15 protein-coding genes are annotated in these 16,072 nt (G+C 67.1%); 7 read left to right on the top strand and 8 right to left on the bottom strand.

Annotation, left to right across the window (positions count from 1 at the left end; genetic code table 11):
- Positions 1-129 precede the first annotated feature (129 nt).
- Together FHJ30_RS02415 and FHJ30_RS02420 are read right to left on the bottom strand one after the other, a co-directional pair.
- Positions 130-1,611: an amino acid permease gene (locus FHJ30_RS02415; protein ID WP_139027682.1), complete on the bottom strand. Its 1,482-nt coding sequence runs from the start codon at positions 1,609-1,611 to the stop codon at positions 130-132.
- A gap of 241 nt (positions 1,612-1,852) precedes the next feature.
- The gene (locus FHJ30_RS02420) at positions 1,853-2,134 is read right to left on the bottom strand and encodes a hypothetical protein (protein WP_240793547.1); all 282 of its coding nucleotides are present in this window, start codon (positions 2,132-2,134) and stop codon (positions 1,853-1,855) included.
- A 96-nt stretch (positions 2,135-2,230) separates the two neighbouring features.
- Between FHJ30_RS02420 and FHJ30_RS02425 the strand changes: the two genes are divergently transcribed.
- The 4 genes from FHJ30_RS02425 to FHJ30_RS02440 all read left to right on the top strand — a co-directional run bounded on the left by FHJ30_RS02425 (position 2,231) and on the right by FHJ30_RS02440 (position 7,029).
- Positions 2,231-3,037, top strand: a complete 807-nt coding sequence (locus tag FHJ30_RS02425; protein WP_139027747.1) for an IclR family transcriptional regulator — start codon at positions 2,231-2,233, stop codon at positions 3,035-3,037.
- Positions 3,038-3,241: 204 nt separating this feature from the next.
- Positions 3,242-4,948 (top strand): urocanate hydratase, encoded by a 1,707-nt coding sequence (gene hutU, locus FHJ30_RS02430; protein WP_139027683.1) that lies wholly within the window; start codon positions 3,242-3,244, stop codon positions 4,946-4,948.
- An 89-nt stretch (positions 4,949-5,037) separates the two neighbouring features.
- Positions 5,038-6,630: a histidine ammonia-lyase gene (gene hutH / locus FHJ30_RS02435; protein WP_139027684.1), complete on the top strand. Its 1,593-nt coding sequence runs from the start codon at positions 5,038-5,040 to the stop codon at positions 6,628-6,630.
- 162 nt (positions 6,631-6,792) lie between these two features.
- Entirely contained in the window at positions 6,793-7,029 is a 237-nt protein-coding gene (locus FHJ30_RS02440) for a hypothetical protein (protein ID WP_139027685.1), read from the top strand.
- Positions 7,030-7,126: 97 nt separating this feature from the next.
- On the opposite strand, the gene FHJ30_RS02445 is transcribed toward FHJ30_RS02440, so the two are convergent.
- From FHJ30_RS02445 to FHJ30_RS02465, 5 genes are all read right to left on the bottom strand, one after another.
- A complete protein-coding gene (locus FHJ30_RS02445; protein ID WP_139027686.1) occupies positions 7,127-7,387 on the bottom strand; it encodes a hypothetical protein in 261 nt (86 codons plus the stop codon).
- Between the two features lie 144 nt (positions 7,388-7,531).
- On the bottom strand, positions 7,532-7,924 hold the full coding sequence (locus FHJ30_RS02450) for a universal stress protein (RefSeq protein ID WP_139027687.1): 393 nt from the start codon (positions 7,922-7,924) through the stop codon (positions 7,532-7,534).
- Between the two features lie 57 nt (positions 7,925-7,981).
- Positions 7,982-9,520, bottom strand: coding sequence for a tripartite tricarboxylate transporter permease (locus FHJ30_RS02455; protein ID WP_139027688.1), 1,539 nt, complete (start codon positions 9,518-9,520; stop codon positions 7,982-7,984).
- Positions 9,520-10,023: a tripartite tricarboxylate transporter TctB family protein gene (locus FHJ30_RS02460; RefSeq protein WP_139027689.1), complete on the bottom strand. Its 504-nt coding sequence runs from the start codon at positions 10,021-10,023 to the stop codon at positions 9,520-9,522. Before FHJ30_RS02460 ends, FHJ30_RS02455 begins: the two co-directional genes overlap by 1 nt.
- Positions 10,020-11,030, bottom strand: coding sequence for a tripartite tricarboxylate transporter substrate binding protein (locus FHJ30_RS02465; RefSeq protein ID WP_139027690.1), 1,011 nt, complete (start codon positions 11,028-11,030; stop codon positions 10,020-10,022). Before FHJ30_RS02465 ends, FHJ30_RS02460 begins: the two co-directional genes overlap by 4 nt.
- A gap of 301 nt (positions 11,031-11,331) precedes the next feature.
- Here FHJ30_RS02465 and FHJ30_RS02470 point away from each other — a divergent pair, with 301 nt between their 5' ends.
- Entirely contained in the window at positions 11,332-12,909 is a 1,578-nt protein-coding gene (locus FHJ30_RS02470) for a sensor histidine kinase (protein ID WP_139027749.1), read from the top strand.
- Positions 12,906-13,574 carry a response regulator gene (locus tag FHJ30_RS02475; RefSeq protein ID WP_139027691.1) on the top strand — a complete coding sequence of 223 codons (669 nt, stop codon included), beginning with the start codon at positions 12,906-12,908 and terminating at the stop codon, positions 13,572-13,574. Before FHJ30_RS02470 ends, FHJ30_RS02475 begins: the two co-directional genes overlap by 4 nt.
- 22 nt (positions 13,575-13,596) lie before the next feature.
- Here FHJ30_RS02475 and hutG read toward each other — a convergent pair whose 3' ends face one another.
- Positions 13,597-14,571, bottom strand: coding sequence for a formimidoylglutamase (hutG, locus tag FHJ30_RS02480; RefSeq protein ID WP_139027692.1), 975 nt, complete (start codon positions 14,569-14,571; stop codon positions 13,597-13,599).
- Positions 14,572-14,762: 191 nt separating this feature from the next.
- Between hutG and FHJ30_RS02485 the strand changes: the two genes are divergently transcribed.
- Positions 14,763-16,067 (top strand): sodium:proton antiporter, encoded by a 1,305-nt coding sequence (locus tag FHJ30_RS02485; RefSeq protein WP_139027693.1) that lies wholly within the window; start codon positions 14,763-14,765, stop codon positions 16,065-16,067.
- Positions 16,068-16,072: the final 5 nt, after the last annotated feature.

Here is a 16,072-nt window from a genome sequence, read left to right on the forward strand (position 1 = left end):
GCTCTCTCACTTAATGCGCTGTTTCGGCCAGCGCCCTCTCACTTTCTCCAAGCGAGTGAGCGAGGGTCCGGCCAAAAGCACCATCAAGTGAGAGAGGGTCGGGTGGGCGTTGGGCCTGGAAGGTGTTGCTCAGGGGGCGGGGGTGACCACCGGCAGCGGTGAGGTTTCGTCCACAAGCTCCGCCCGCCGTCGTCCGTCACCCCTGACCCACAGCCGGTACGCCAGGACCAGCAGCGCCAGCCAGGTTCCGCCCACATAGAGCGCGATGCGCGTGCCCTCGAACGCGCCCAGGACGGCGATCACCAGCGCCATGAAGGCGATGGTGAGAAGGGAGGCGCCGGGCCACCACGGCGAAGGGAATTCCGACGCCGGCAGGCCAGTCTGTGCGATCTCCCGCTTCATGGCGACATGCGAGGCGAGGATCATCACCCACACCCACACGGTGGCGAACGTGGCGATGGAGGCGATGAGGACAAACACGTTTTCCGGGATGACGGCGTTGAGGACCACGCCCACCAGGAGGATCGCGGCCATCATCACCACCGTCATCCAAGGGACGCCGTGCCTGGACACTTTGCCGAAGGCAGCGGGGGCGTGGCCTTGGCGGGACAGGCCGAAGAGGATGCGTCCGGCGCCGAAGATGTCGCTGTTGATGGCGGAGAGCGCGGCGGTGATCACCACAGCGTTGAGGATGTGCGGTGCCGCCGGGATGCCCAGCCCGCTGAAGATCTGGACGAAGGGGCTGCCGTTGCTGCCGATCCCGTCCCATGGGAAGAGGCTCATGAGCACCCCCAGCGTCAGGACGTAGAACAGCAGGACGCGCACCGGAACAGTATTGACGGCCTTGGGGATGACCTGCTTGGGGTTGGCGGCCTCTCCGGCCGTGATGCCGAGCGTCTCGATCCCGCCAAACGCAAACATCACGACGGCGAAGGATGCGAGCAGCCCCTCAAAGCCGAACGGGAAGAATCCCCCGTGTTCAACAAGGTTGCCGATGCCCGGTGCAACAGTGGAGCCGCCGGCCTGGAAGCCGAAAACGATGATCGCTGCACCGCCTGCGATCATGGCGATGATGGCCGCCACCTTGACCAGCGAGAACCAGAACTCCAGCTCGCCGAAGACCTTGACGCTGAGCAGGTTGAGTGCGGCGAGGAAAAGGATGATGGCCAGGATCCAGATCCAGCGTTCAACCTGCGGGAACCAAAAGCCCATGTAGATGCTGAATGCGGTGACGTCGGCGATGGCCACGATCGCCATTTCGAAGACGTAGGTCCAGCCGGTCACAAAGCCGGCCAGCGGGCCGAGGTAGCGGCTGGCATACTGGCCGAAGGAGCCGGAGACGGGATGCCGTACGGCCATCTCGCCGAGGGCCCGCATCACCATGAACACCGCGGCGCCCCCGATGATGTAGGCCAGCAGGACGGCAGGGCCGGCTTTTTGGATGGCCGAGGCTGAACCGTAGAAAAGGCCCGTACCGATCGCCGAGCCCAAGGCCATGAACCGGATGTGGCGCACGTTCAGGCCCCGGTTGAGGACGCTTCCGACGGCGGATGTTGCGGTTTGCTGGGCGGCCGGACTTTCGTTCCGGGTTGGGCTTGGTGCTGGTTGCATGCGAATAACCTTCTCGTCATTGGGAGGGGAACCGCTAACCAGCAGACCACTTTGCCGGGCGACGTGATGAGCCTCACGGGGGCTTGGTGTCTTTCATTCCAGATTGGACAGGGCGTTGCCTTTTCGCTCAAGGTGGGGCGGGAAGGTGCCGCGATATCCACATAGGCAGGGATGCCGGAGGATTGGGTATCCAGGGACCACGGTCCTTGCTCCTCCTCTTTCGCCGGGGAACTGCGCCGCTTCAGGGCTGGAAGGTGAGCCCGCGCTCCAAAGCGGCCGCTTCGAGGAGCCGAACGGCCTTCGGCCCGATGCCGTGCATTGCCAGCAGTTTCCTGCGGCCAAGTGAAGCTGCCTCGGCCAGGGAAGTGATTCCCGCCTCAAGCAGGGCGTTGTCGGCGGGCCGGCCAACAGGGGGCAGGTCCCCGATCTGTGCAGGAACCTTCCGGTGCTCATGTCTGGCCTGTCCGGCATACCAGACACCTTGCGCGCGTTCAGGAGTGTCACGAAGCCGCAGGAGGCGCAAGCTTAAGTACGGGATCCCGGACAGCTCTGGGGTACCGCAGATAACCAAGGAGGACAGGTGTTGACTACGGAGGCAGGGCCGCAGGCCGGCAGCGGCATGAAAGCGGCGCCAAAAGCGGCCTCAAAGGTGACGTCCAAGGTCCCCGCCGCAGAGAACACGCTGCGCATCCTCAAACTGCTGGCATCGCGTCGGGGTCCCATGGCGGCGTCGCAAATTGCTTCCTCCCTGGGCCTGCCCCGCTCCAGCGTCTATCACCTGCTGGGGGTGATGGAGGCCAACGGCTTTGTGCTCCACCTGCACGAGGAGCAGCGGTACGGGTTGGGCATCAGCGCGTTCGAGCTCAGTTCCGCCTACTCCAGGCAGGAGCCCCTGTCTCGGCTGGGCCGCCCATTGCTTGCCTCCCTGGTGGATGCGCTCGGCGAGAGTTCGCACCTGGCGGTGCTCCACGGGCGGGACGTGCTGTACATCGTGGAGGAACGGGCCAAAAACCGCCCCTCCCTGGTGACCGACGTCGGCGTCCGGCTTCCCAGCCACCTCACCGCGAGCGGCCGTGCCATCCTTGCAGCGCTGCCCAAGTCCCAGGTGCGTGCGCTGTACCCGAATGCCGCGGCCTTTACTGCCCGGCATGAGGTGGAAGGCGCCATCATGAAGTACTCGGCACTGTCCTCCCACCTGGACCAGGTCAGGCAGCGCGGCTACGCCACCGAACACGGCGAGGTCACGCCCGGCTTCGGCTCCATCGCCGCCGCAGTCACGGACCACCTGGGATGGCCGACGGCGGCAGTCGCCGTGACGTTCCTCGAGGACAAAGTGCCGGCAGAGCAATGGCCCGTCCTGGCTGGGCGCGTCCAGAAGGTCGCCGACGAACTCTCGGTGCGGCTCCACGGCCGCCCCGCAAAGTAGCCCCAAACCCCAGTTTTCCCTGTCACTCCTGGTCCCCGTTCGGGCCCTTCGACGACGACAAGTGATGGCGCAAGCGGGGGAGGGGGAGCCGTCTGGAATCCCGGACAGGGCCCCTCCAAAACCCCTATAAAGCCCTTCGGCAACGGGCTTTAGTTGATACAGAACTTCTTCCACACCACAGACACGAGACGAAAAGGAGCCACCATGGCACCCGCCGCTTTCACCACCGGTGCCCGCCCGGTCAAAGCAGCCCGCGGCACTGAGCTCACCGCCAAGTCCTGGCAGACCGAGGCGCCGTTGCGGATGCTGATGAACAACCTGGACCCGGAAGTGGCAGAACGCCCCGATGACCTGGTGGTTTACGGTGGCACCGGCCGCGCCGTCCGCAGTTGGGCTGCGTTCGATGCGATCACCCGCACGCTGGAAACCATGGAGAAGGACGAGACCCTCCTGGTCCAGTCCGGCAAGCCGGTCGGTGTGTTCCGCACCCACGAATGGGCACCGCGCGTGCTGCTGGCGAACTCCAACCTGGTGGGGGACTGGGCCACCTGGCCCGAGTTCCGCCGGCTCGAGGCCGAAGGCCTGATGATGTACGGCCAGATGACCGCCGGATCCTGGATCTACATCGGCACCCAGGGCATCCTGCAGGGCACGTTCGAAACCTTCGCCGCAATCGCCCGCAAGCTGACCGGAGACGAGAACCGCACCCTCGCCGGCACGCTGACCCTGACGGGAGGCTGCGGCGGCATGGGTGGCGCCCAGCCGCTGGCCGTGACACTGAACGAGGGCGCCTGCCTCATTGTCGACGTCGACGAGACCCGCCTGCGCCGCCGCGCCGGCAAGCGCTACCTCGACGAAGTGGAAACAGACCTCGACGCCGCCATCGCCAAAGTCCTCAAAGCCAAGGAGGAGCGCCGCGGCTGGTCCGTGGGCTACGTGGGCAACGCTGCCGAGGTCTTCCCCGAGATCCTCCGCCGCCACCGGGCAGGCGAGCTCACCGTGGACATCGTCACCGACCAGACCTCCGCGCACGATCCGCTGTCCTACCTGCCCGAGGGCATCTCTGTGCAGGAGTGGCACCGCGAAGCCGAGTCAGACCCCGAAGGATTCACCAAGAAGGCACAGGCATCGATGGCCAAGCACGTCCAGGCCATGGTGGAATTCCAGGACGCCGGCGCCGAGGTCTTTGACTACGGCAACTCCATCCGCGACGAAGCCCGCAAGGGCGGTTATGCCCGTGCGTTCGAGTTCCCCGGCTTCGTCCCGGCCTACATCCGGCCCCTGTTCTGCGAGGGCCTGGGCCCGTTCCGCTGGGTGGCCCTGTCCGGGGACCCGGAGGACATCCGCGTCACCGACGAAGCGATCAAGGAGCTGTTCCCGGAGAACAAGCACCTGCACCGCTGGATCGACGCCGCTCAGGAACGTGTCGAGTTTGAAGGCCTCCCGGCGCGCATCTGCTGGCTCGGCTACGGTGAGCGCCACAAGGCCGGCCTGCTGTTCAACCAGCTCGTGAAGGAAGGCAAGGTCAAGGCCCCCATCGTCATCGGCCGCGACCACCTGGACTCCGGCTCCGTCGCCTCCCCGTACCGCGAAACAGAAGCCATGGCCGACGGCTCGGACGCCATCGCCGACTGGCCCCTGCTGAACGCCCTGCTCAACACCGCCTCCGGCGCCACCTGGGTGTCCCTGCACCACGGCGGCGGCGTGGGCATCGGCCGCTCCATCCACGCCGGCCAGGTCTCCGTCGCGGACGGCACCGACCTCGCCGCGCAGAAGCTCGAGCGCCTCCTCACCAACGACCCCGGCATGGGCGTCATCCGCCACGCCGACGCCGGCTATGAACGAGCGCTCGACGTCGCCAAGGAACGCGGCGTCCGCATCCCGATGCAAGAGTCTTCCGAGACCAACTAGTCCATCGATTGCTCCGTACCCGTCGTTTCGAGCCCTGAAAACGGCAGGTAGGGACCAATCGATCCCCACACACCACAAAAGTAGGAATCATGACCATAACAACCCATGAACCGCTGACCGTCACCCTCGGCTCCAGCGGCGTCACGCCCGAGGATGTGCTCGCCGTCGCGCGCCACGACGCCAAAGTGGCCATCTCCGCGGAAGCTTTGGAAACAGTTGCGAAGGTGCGCGCGCACATCGACGACCTCGCCGCCAGTGACGTCCCGGCCTACGGCATCTCCACCGGCTTCGGCGCCCTGGCCAACCGGCACATCCCGAACGAGCTGCGCACCCAGCTCCAGAAAAGCCTGATCCGCAGCCACGCCGCCGGAATGGGTCCGGCAGTGGAACGCGAAGTGGTGCGCGGGATCATGTTCCTGCGCGCCAAGACCCTGGCGTCCGGCCGCACCGGCGTCCGCCCCGTGGTCCTGCAGACCATGGTGGACGTCCTCAACGCCGGCATCACTCCCGTGGTCCGCGAGTTCGGCTCGCTCGGCTGCTCGGGCGACCTCGCGCCGCTGTCCCACTGCGCCCTGGTGCTCATGGGCGAGGGTGAGGCGGAAGGGCCCGACGGCGTGAGGTACGGCGGGCGGGGAGAGCGGCCTGTCGCCGAGCTGCTTGCCGGACACGGCATCGAGCCCGTGACCCTTGCCGAAAAGGAAGGCCTGGCCCTGGTCAACGGCACCGAAGGCATGCTGGGCATGCTCCTCATGGCCATCGCGGACCTTCGCGAGCTGCTGACGACGGCGGACATCACCGCCGCGATGAGCGTGGAGGCTTTGCTGGGCACCGACCAGGTGTTCCTGCCGGAGCTGCACGCCGCCCTTCGTTCGCACCCGGGGCAGGCCGCAAGTGCTCACAACATGCTGCGGGTCCTGTCCGATTCCCCCATCGTCGCGTCCCACAAGGTGGGAGATTCCCGGGTCCAGGACGCCTACTCGCTCCGCTGCGCCCCGCAGGTGGCCGGTGCGGTGAGGGACACCGTTGACCACGCCGAATTGGTGGCCTCCCGGGAACTGGCCGCGGCCATAGACAACCCCGTTGTCCTGCCGGACGGCCGGGTCAGCTCCAACGGCAACTTCCACGGCGCCCCGGTGGCCTACGTCCTGGACTTCCTGGCCATCGCCGTCGCGGATCTGAGCTCCATCGCGGAGCGCCGGACGGACAGGATGTTGGATCCGGCCCGCTCGCACGGGCTTCCGGCCTTCCTTGCGGCAGATCCCGGCGTGGACTCCGGCCTGATGATCGCCCAGTACACCCAGGCCGGCCTGGTCTCGGACAACAAGCGGCTTGCTGTTCCGGCGTCCGTGGATTCCATCCCGAGCTCCGCCATGCAGGAAGACCACGTTTCGATGGGCTGGCATGCCGCCCGCAAGCTGCGGAAGGCGGTGGAGAACCTGCGCAGGGTCCTGGCCATCGAGCTGGTGACGTCGGCACGCGCCCTCGACATGCGAAGCGGGCTCTCCGGCGGGGTCTTGACGCCGGGGCCTGCGGGCGCCGCCGTCATCTCCGCCCTCCGTGGCGTGGTGGACGGACCAGGGACGGACCGCTTCCTGTCACCGGAACTGGAGGCGGCGGACCGGCTGCTGGCCGCGGGCGAGGTACGCCGGGCGGCCGAATCCGCCGTCGGAATCCTCGCCTGATTCCGAAGGATCTTCAGCGCCTGCGCACTCGGCGTCCACTTGGTGGAATTTCGTCCGACACGGTCCGCTCCGGGGCGCCGAGTGTAGTAGAACTGAAGATGTAGTGAAAGTCACATCAAAGAGGCTGTGGCGCCGAACGTATACAAAGGGGTAGAAGTTCAAATGAAAGCACGTGGGGCAGTCCTATCAAGGCGCAATGCCCATTCCGCCGCTGTTTCCGACTGGAAAACCCTCCAGGCCGGGGACCACGTCGAGATCATTAAGCATGCGCATGTGGTTGCCGCCGGGGAGGTGGAAGAGGTGTCCCAGAGCGGCAACGTTCTGTGGCTGGTGCCGGCCGGTCCGTCGGAGAAACAGCTCTTCCTGAAATCCGACGGCGTGCAGGTGCGCCGCGGCTAGCAGCTCCCGGAAGCACAACGACAGAAATCCCCGCCTACTGCACAAGCAGGGCGGGGATTTCGTTGCGTCCGGGACAGGCGCCCGGCAGCGTTGCTCGTCAGGCGGCGATGGCCTCGTAGGTCTCGCCGAACGGTACTGATTCATCCAGGGCTACTGTGTAGCGGCCGGGGTGCAGCCTGGTGACCAGGATGCCGCAGGAGGCTTCCTGCGCGGCAACCTCAATCAGCTCGGACACGGCTTCTTCCAGCCCGGCGTGGACTTCACGCGCGGTGGAAAACTCCAGGTCGATGGACCTGGCTGCCGGTGCTTCGGCGGGGGAGGAAACGGCGGGGTCGCGTTCCATGGTGGCTGTAGTCATTGGGAGAACTTTCTGTGTTTCATGCCTAAGGGCCCTCCCATTCTACCGGCTGCTCCGGCCAAACGTCAGATGACTGCTCTTTGGCTGCCCGGGAACCACGGAATCCAGCCCCGGGAACGCGTCGCCCGGGCGGCCTCAGCAGCCTCAGCCGGCCTTGACCGCCAGGACAGGGCAGTCGGCCTCCAGCAGGATCCGCTGCGACACGCTGCCCATGATGAGCTTGCCCACGGGCGTCCGCCGGCGCAGTCCGATCACGATCAATTCGGCGTTGTGTTCTTCCGCGGCGTCCAGGACTTCGGCGGCGGCGTCGTGGCCGCGGACCGGCTGCTTGATCACGTGCTGGATGCCCTGGATGGCCAGGCGGTCCTCGATGCTCTGGATCTCCGGCTCTTGGGCATACCGGTTGTCCACCAGCGCGTCGCCCTTGGAAGAGTTGATGACCAGCAGCGTGGTGTTGCTCTTCCGGGCTTCGGCAATGGCCTGGGTCAGGGCGGCTTCACCCTCGGGGGTCGGGACGTATCCCACCACGATCGTCATGGTATCTCCTTGTATTTGCTGAATGTGGGGCTTCGGTTTCGGCGGACTGCCGGGCGGTCAGTCGCTGTAGTCTGCTGCCCCGGAATTGGCGGGCAGCAGTGAACTGCGCGCCGGGCGGTTCCGCCGCACCAGTTTGAAGAGCAGCGGCCAGGCCAGGATGAGCCCCACAATGATGTAGATCACGACGGCGATCGGCTCGCTGAAGAGCCCTGCCGGATCGCCGGCGCTGAGCTGCAAAGTCTTGCGGAGCTGGCCTTCGATGCGCGGGCCCAGGATGACGCCGAGGATGAGGGGCAGCACGGGCAGCCCGAACCGGCGCATCATGAACCCGAGGGCACCGAGCACCAGCAGGATCACCAGGTCGAACGCCTGCAGGTTCACCGAGTAGGCGCCCAGCGTGGCAAAGAAGAGGATGCCCGCGTACAGGTACGGCCGGGGGAGCTGCAGGAGCTTGGCCCACAGGGGAGCCAGCGGCAGGTTGATCAGCAGGAGCAGCAGGTTGCCGATGAACAGGCTTGCGATCAGCGCCCACACCAGCGGTCCCTGGCTGGAGAACAGCTGCGGGCCGGGCTGGATGCCGTAGGAGGTGAAGGCTGCCAGCATGACGGCGGCCGTGGCGTTGGTGGGCAGGCCCAGTGCCAGCATGGGCGTGAGGGTGCCGGCGGCGGCAGCGTTGTTGGCCGCTTCCGGCCCGGCGACGCCCTCGATGGCGCCCTTGCCGAACTCTTCCGGGTGCTTGGTGAGGCGCTTCTCGGTGACGTAGGAGAGGAACGTGGGGATCTCGGCGCCGCCGGCGGGGAGTGCGCCGAACGGGAAGCCGAAGGCGGTGCCGCGAAGCCATGGCTTCCAGGAGCGGCTCCAGTCCTTCTTGCCCATCCAGGGCCGGCCCACGGGAATGACGTGCAGCGGCGTGCGGCGCAGGTGGGCTGCAACCCAGAGGGCTTCACCCACGGCAAAGATGGCCACGGCCACCACCACGATGTCCAGGCCGTCGGCGAGGAGCGGCTGGCCGAAAGTCAGGCGGCGCTGGCCGGTGACCGAGTCCATACCCACCAGGCCGATGGCCAGGCCGAGGGCCAATGAGGCGAAGCCGCGCAGCCGGGACGAACCCAGGACCGCGGTGACGGCCAGCAGGGCCAGGACCATGATGGCGAAGTAGCTGGGCGCACCCAGGCTCACGGCGAACTTGACCACGATAGGGGCGCAGACGGCGAGCAGGGCCGTGCCGATGGTGCCCGCGACGAACGAGCCGATGGCCGCCGTCGCAAGCGCCTGCGCCGCGCGCCCCGCCTTGGCCATTTTGTTGCCCTCGATCGCAGTGACCACGGACGACGATTCACCGGGTGTATTCAGCAGGATCGATGTGGTGGAACCGCCGTACATGCCGCCGTAGTAGATGCCGGCGAACATGATGAAGGCGCTGGTGGGTTCAAGGGCGTAGGTGACGGGCAGGAGCAGGGCCACGGTCATGGCCGGGCCGAGTCCGGGGAGGACTCCGACGGCGGTGCCCAGGATGACGCCGATCACGGCGTAGAGGAGATTCATGGGGGTGAGGGCGGTGGCGAAACCGTCCATCAGTGAGGACCAGACGTCCATCAGAGGATTCCTTCCAGGAGTCCGGCGGGCAGTGCGATGCCAAGGCCGAGGTAGAAGCCGTAGAAGGTCAGCAGGGACAGGGCTACGGAGATGAGCCCGTCGCGGATGTAGCGCCGGCTGCCCAGTGCCAGGACGCTGCCCCAGAACAGGACGGTGCCGGAGATGACCCAGCCGGCCCAGTCGATGAGCAGGATGTTCAGGATGAAGGCTCCCGCCAGGGGCAGGACGGTTTTCCAGTCGGCGGGGTGGGTGAGGTCAACGTCCTCGCCGCCTTCCGCCTCGCCCTGGCCGCCCCGCATCACGTTGATGGCCAGCAGGACCGCGCATACCACCAGCAAGCCGGCCACGATGTACGGAACTGTTTTGGGCCCCACGGGGTCCGACTGGGAGTACGGGGTTACCAGGCCGTTGGCGTCCAGGAAGACAAGGACGCCGGCCGCGCCGAGCAGGAGGGAAACTCCCAGCTCGGCGCGGCCCTTAAGGCCTGTGGTCAGGGAGCTCACGCCAACCCAAGCTTGGTGAGGACGTCCGCCACCCGCTTGTCCTGCTCGGCGAGGAACGTTTCGAACTTGTCGCCGGTGATGAAGGCGTCAGTCCAGCTGTGGGTCTTCAGCGCTTCCTTCCAGCCCTCGGTGGCGTGCATCTTTTCAAGGGCTGCGATCAGGGATGCCTTGTCAGCGTCGCTGATGCCCGGAGGCGCCACGATGCCGCGCCAGTTGGTGAACACCAGGTCGATGTTGGATTCCTTCAGCGTGGGGGCGTCCACGCCCTCAAGGCGCTTTTCGCCGCTGGTGGCCAGGACCCGGACTTCACCGGACTGGATCTGCTGCAGGTACTCGCCGGCACCGGAGGCTGCAAAGCCAAGCTTGTTGCCAAGGATCGCAGGCAGGAGGTCCCCGCCGCCGTCGTAGGAAACGAAGTTCACCTTGGTGGCGTCGATGCCCACGGCGCCTGCGAGCTGCATGGGCAGGAGGTGGTCGGGCCCGCCGGGGGAGGAGCCGCCGCCCACGGAGATGGAGCCCGGGTCTGCCTTCCAGGCCTTCACGAGGTCGTCGATGGTCTTGTAAGGGGAATCCTTGCTGACCATAATGGCGCCGGGCTCTTCGATGAGCCGTGCAAGCGGGGTGGTCTCGGTCAGCTTGGACTCCGACTTGTTGGTGTAGCTGGCTCCTACCACGCCAAGGCCCATGAGCATGGCGAGGTCGCCGTTGCCCTTCTCGTTGACCACGCGGGCAAGGCCCACGGTGCCGCCGGCGCCGGCGAGGTTGAAGACCTCGGTGTTGCTGGTGATCTTCTCGTCCTCGAGGACCTTGGCCGCAGCGCGGGCAGTGGTGTCGTAGCCGCCGCCCGGGGTGTTGGGGACCATGATCTGCAGGCCGGTGATGGGCCCGGCTGCGGCGCTGGAGCTTTCCGCGCCGGTGGAGCTCTTGCCGGTGGCACCGCAGCCGGTGGCCATAAGGGCGATGCCGGCGGCGACGGCGGCGACTCGCAATGCGCGGATCTGGCGCATGGTGTTCCTCTTCTCAGTAATGCAATTCTCTACAGGATGATCAGCGGACCTGATCTGTGCTTCCGATGCTAGGGCCCGCAGTGACGGACCTCACTCTTGTGTACGCAGAGAAAGTTAAGTTCATTGCGTTCACGTTTCCGGCGCCCCACCTTGGCGCTGGACAGCGCTGATGGCGGGGCACGGGTGGGATATAGTTCCCGGTACTGCCGCAGGGCCGGCCCAGGCACCAGGACCAGGACCAGGCACCAGGATCAGGCATCAAAGAACAAAAGGAATTCCCGGAGTGACTCGACGAAGAGGAATGTCCCTCGCCGGACAGTACCTTGTGCTGCAGTTGCTGATCGTCCTGGCCGTGCTGGTGGCGGTGGTGGCCATCTCCCTTGCCCAGTCCGCTGCCGCCTTTGAACGGACGGAAGGCCGCAGGGCGCTCTCTGCAGCTGAAGCCCTCGGCAACAACCCGGCGGTACGGGCGCTGCTGCCGGATGCCCAGCCGCGGGTCGGTTCAGCGCTCCCGGCAGTGGCAGAGTCCGTCCGCACCGTCTCGGGCTCGTCCAATGTCACGCTTGCCAAGTTGGACCGCACGGTGGTGGCCTCCAGCGATCCCGGCCTGCTGGGCAACCCGCTGGAACTGGGGGCCAGCCGGGTCATGGAAGGGCGCGCCTGGACCGGCGTGGTGGACCAAGGCGGCAACGCCGTCCTGTCCGCCCACGTGCCGGTCCTCGATGATGCGGGAAAGATGATCGGGATCGCCGCCATCGGCCGCAATTACCCGTCCACCCTTGAACGGCTGGGAGACGCCGTGCCCAACCTCTTGACATACCTCGGCGTGGCCAGCGTCCTGGGCGTTGCCGGGTCCCTGCTGCTCTCCCGCCGCGTCAAGCGGCAGACCCTGGGCATGGAGCCCAGCGAGATCACCGGGCTGGTGGAAAACCGCGAGGCGATGCTGCACGGACTGAAGGAAGGCGTGGTGGCGCTGGACCCCAATGAGCGCGTCACTGTGGCGAATGACAGCGCACGGAAACTGCTGGGCCTGCCGGCGGACTGCGTAGGCAAGAGGCTCGCGTCCCTGCCCGTCGACCCGGCGCTCAAGGTGGTCCTCACCCGGGAACAGCCGGACCCGGACCAGCTGGTCCTGGTGGGGGAGCGGCTGGTGGTGCTCAACCGTGTTCCCATCCGCTCGCGCGGCCGGAACATCGGCTCCGTCACCACGCTGAGGGACCGGACGGAGCTGTCCTCCCTCGAGCGTGAGCTCGGTGCCACCCGGACCGCCACGGACACGCTGCGCGCCCAGGCCCACGAGTTCGCCAACCAGCTGCACGTCATCTCCGGCCTGATCCAAATCGGCGAATACGATTCCGTGGTGCAGTTCGTCAACGGCGCCACGGTGGACCGGACCAGGCTGAATGACGAAGTGACCAGCCGGATCCAGGACCCCGCGCTCGCCGCCCTGCTGATTGCCAAGTCCAGCCTCGCCACCGAACGCGGCGTGGCGCTGCAGCTTGACCCCGCGTCCACGCTGCGCCCGGTCAGCGACGAGCTGTCCCGGGACCTCACCACGGTGGTGGGGAACCTGGTGGACAACGCGTTCGACGCCGTCACGGGGCTTCCGGAGGCCGCCGTCAGGGTGCTGGTGGAGGACGGCAAGGACCACGTCACCGTCACCGTCCGGGACACCGGGCCAGGGGTTCCCGGCGAGTCCGTGGAGGACATCTTCCGGCAGGGGTTTTCCACCAAGGAAGCAGGGCCCGCTGAGGGCCGCGGCTTCGGGCTGGCCCTCTCAAGGGTGGTCTGCCGGCGCTCCGGCGGGGACCTGACGGTGGCAAATGACAACGGCGCAGTCTTCACCGCACAACTCAGGAGAGGGGCAATGAAGCCATGATCAACGTGCTGATCGTCGACGACGACTTTATGGTGGCCAAGGTCCACGCCGGCTTCATCCAGCGGACGCCGGGCTTCACCGTGGTGGGGGTGGCCCACACCGGGGCCCGGGCAGTGGTCGAAACAGAACGCCTGCAGCCGGATCTTGTGCTGCTGGACATCCACCTGCCGGACATCAACGGGCTGGAGCTAATGCACCGGCTGCGGGAGGTTGCCCCCGAACTCGACGTGCTGGTGATCAGCGCCGCCCGGGAAGTGGAGACCGTGCGCAAGGCCCTCCGCGGCGGCATCGTGCACTATCTCATCAAGCCGTTTTCCCAATCCGACCTCCAGGAGCGGCTGGAGCATTACCGGAGCGCCTACCATGGCCTGGACTCAGCCAAGGACGTGGCCGAGCAGTCGGACGTCAACCGTGTGTTCGGCCTGGACCGCACGGACCGGCCCCTTCCCAAGGGCTGCAGCATCGAAACGCTCAAGCTCGTGGAAGCCACCCTCAACTCCGCCGAAGGCGATCTCTCCGCGGCCGAGGTCGCGGAGCAGCTCGGAACCTCCCGCGTCAGCGCCCGCCGCTACCTCGAGTACCTGCACGACGAAGGGACGCTGGAGGTAAGGCTCAAGTACGGCGTGGGCCGGCCGGAGCGGCGCTACGTCCTCAAGGGCCGGTAGCCGGGCCCCCGGGAGGTCCGGCTCAGCGCAGCAGGGTGTCCAGCAGGCGCGCCGCCACCCGTGCGGTCCGGCCATCGATGTCAAACTCCGGGTTCAGCTCCGCGATGTCGAGGTGCACCAGCTTCCCCGACGCGGCCACCTGCCGGCACACCGCACTGATGACAGGCAGCGGCACGCCGTACGCGGCGGGTGCGCTCACGCCCGGCGCCACCGCGGCCGGCAGCACATCAAGGTCGATGGTCAGGTACAGCACGTCGACGCCGGCCAGGAACCCCGCCACGAAGTCCCCGACGCGCTCCGCACCGCAGTCCTCGTCCAGCAGGTACTGCACGCCCAGCATCCGGGCAGTATTGAAGAGGGCGCGCGTGTTGTTGGGTTCAGAGATTCCGACGACGGCGTAGCGGAAATCGCGCCCGGCGGCGGCTTCAGCGCGGGCCATCTGGAGGAACGGTGTCCCGGAGCTGGGGACGGCCTCGTCGCGCAGGTCGAAGTGGGCGTCGAGGTTCAGGATGCCAAGCCGCTGCCCGCCCTGCACCGCCGCGGAGGAACTGACCCCCAGGTAACTGGCAAACGCGGTCTCGTGGCCGCCGCCCAGCACCGCGGTGAGCTGTCCGGAGTCGAGCAGCGCGGTGACAGCCCGGCCGGCCCGTTCCTGGCCGGCTTCAAGCGCGCCGCCGGACACCACGACATCCCCCGCGTCGGCCACGGTCCGGTCCAGATGGAACGCCAAGGGCCCCAGGGCGCTGCGGATGGCGGCGGGCGCTGCCGCCGCACCGGGGCGGCCCTTGTTCCGGCGCACGCCCTCGTCGCTGGCGAAGCCCAGCAGGGCAACCGGTTGTGGTGTCTGTTCCACGCCCCCGCGAAGGGCACCCGCCTCCGTCTCGGTTCCGTACGGAACCACCGCCTGCCACCAGCGGCGGTGGCTGGCGTCGTCGCCGTCGAACCTGCCCTTCCAGGGCTGGGGCGGGACATCAACGGCAGGTATCGAAAGGGCCATGTCCCCAGCTCACCGCATGCGAACCGCGAAAACCAGCAGCGCCGCCGTCGTGATGTCCGGAATCCAAGACCACTGGCATTGGCAAGGAGCCCGCCAGGGAGCAGGGGCTATGGTGGAGCAGTCCCTCCCCGGGGACCGCGTTACCTTGCCTGCGCCGTACGGCGCATGAGAACCAGGCCGGAGAGCACAGAATGTTTGAAGCCCCCAGTATCCTGTTTGCGGCCGCGGGCGCGGCTGTTTTCGTGGCCGCCGTCCTCCCCAAACTCCTGCGCGACATGCCTTTTTCCATGCCAATGGTGTTCCTCGGGGCGGGGATGGCCGCGTTCGCGCTGATCCCCACACTTCCCGATCCGGACCCGGTGGTGCACGGCGACTTCGTCCTGCACCTTGCCGAGGTCTGCGTGATCATCTCGCTGATGGGCGCCGGACTGGCGCTGGACCGGCCGGTGGGACGCCAGCGCTGGGCCACTACGTGGCGGCTCCTGGGAATCGCCATGCCGCTGTGCATCATTGCGCTGACCCTGCTGGGCCTGTGGTTCCTGGGCCTGGGCCTGGGAGCTGCCCTGCTGGTGGCCTCCAGCCTCGCGCCCACGGACCCGGTCCTGGCCTCGGAGGTGCAGGTGGGTGAACCGGCGGACCACGACGACGGCACCGACAAGGAGGACGAGGTCCGTTTCGGGCTCACCTCCGAAGCCGGCCTCAATGACGGGCTGGCCTTCCCCTTTGTCTACCTGGCGATAGCCATCAGCATCGTGGGTTCGTCCCCGCTGGAATGGTTCCCGGCATGGTTCGGCGTGGACGTCCTGTGGCGCCTGGCCCTTGGACTGCTGCTTGGCTTCCTGACCGGAAAGGTCCTGGCCCGGCTGTTCTTCTCCGCCCGCGCCGAGAGCCTGCGGCTGTCCAACCATTCGGAGGGCTTCGTGGCGCTCGCTGCCACGTTCCTGGCCTACGGCGTGACCGAGATGATCGAGGGCTACGGATTCATTGCGGTGTTCGTCTGCGCCGTCACCATCCGCGCCGCCGAACGCACCCACGGGTACCACCGCGTGCTGCACTCCTATGTGGAGCAGCTGGAGCGGCTCCTCACGGTGGTGATCCTGGTCCTGCTGGGCGGCGCGATTGCCCGCGGGCTCCTGGAAGGCATCGGCTGGGCCGAGGTGCTGGTGGCCCTGGCATTCCTGCTGCTGGTCCGCCCGCTGGCCGGCTGGGTGGGGCTGCTGGGCGGCAAGACCGGCCCGCGGGAGCGGATTGCCCTGTCCTTCTTCGGGATCCGGGGGATCGGCTCGCTCTACTACCTCGCCTATGCGCTGGGGAAAGGCAAGTTCGCCGACCAGGCGGAGTGGCTCTGGGCGTTCGTGGGGCTGGTGGTGGCGTTGTCGATCGTGATCCACGGCGCCACCACCTCACCCTTGATGAACCGGCTGGACAGGCTGCGCGAGAGGAAGGCCCGTGTGGTGTCCGGTGACGAGGGGCTGGCCCCCAACACACCCGTGTAGGCGGC

This window comes from Arthrobacter sp. BB-1, from assembly GCF_006151685.1.
Classification (GTDB): domain Bacteria; phylum Actinomycetota; class Actinomycetes; order Actinomycetales; family Micrococcaceae; genus Arthrobacter.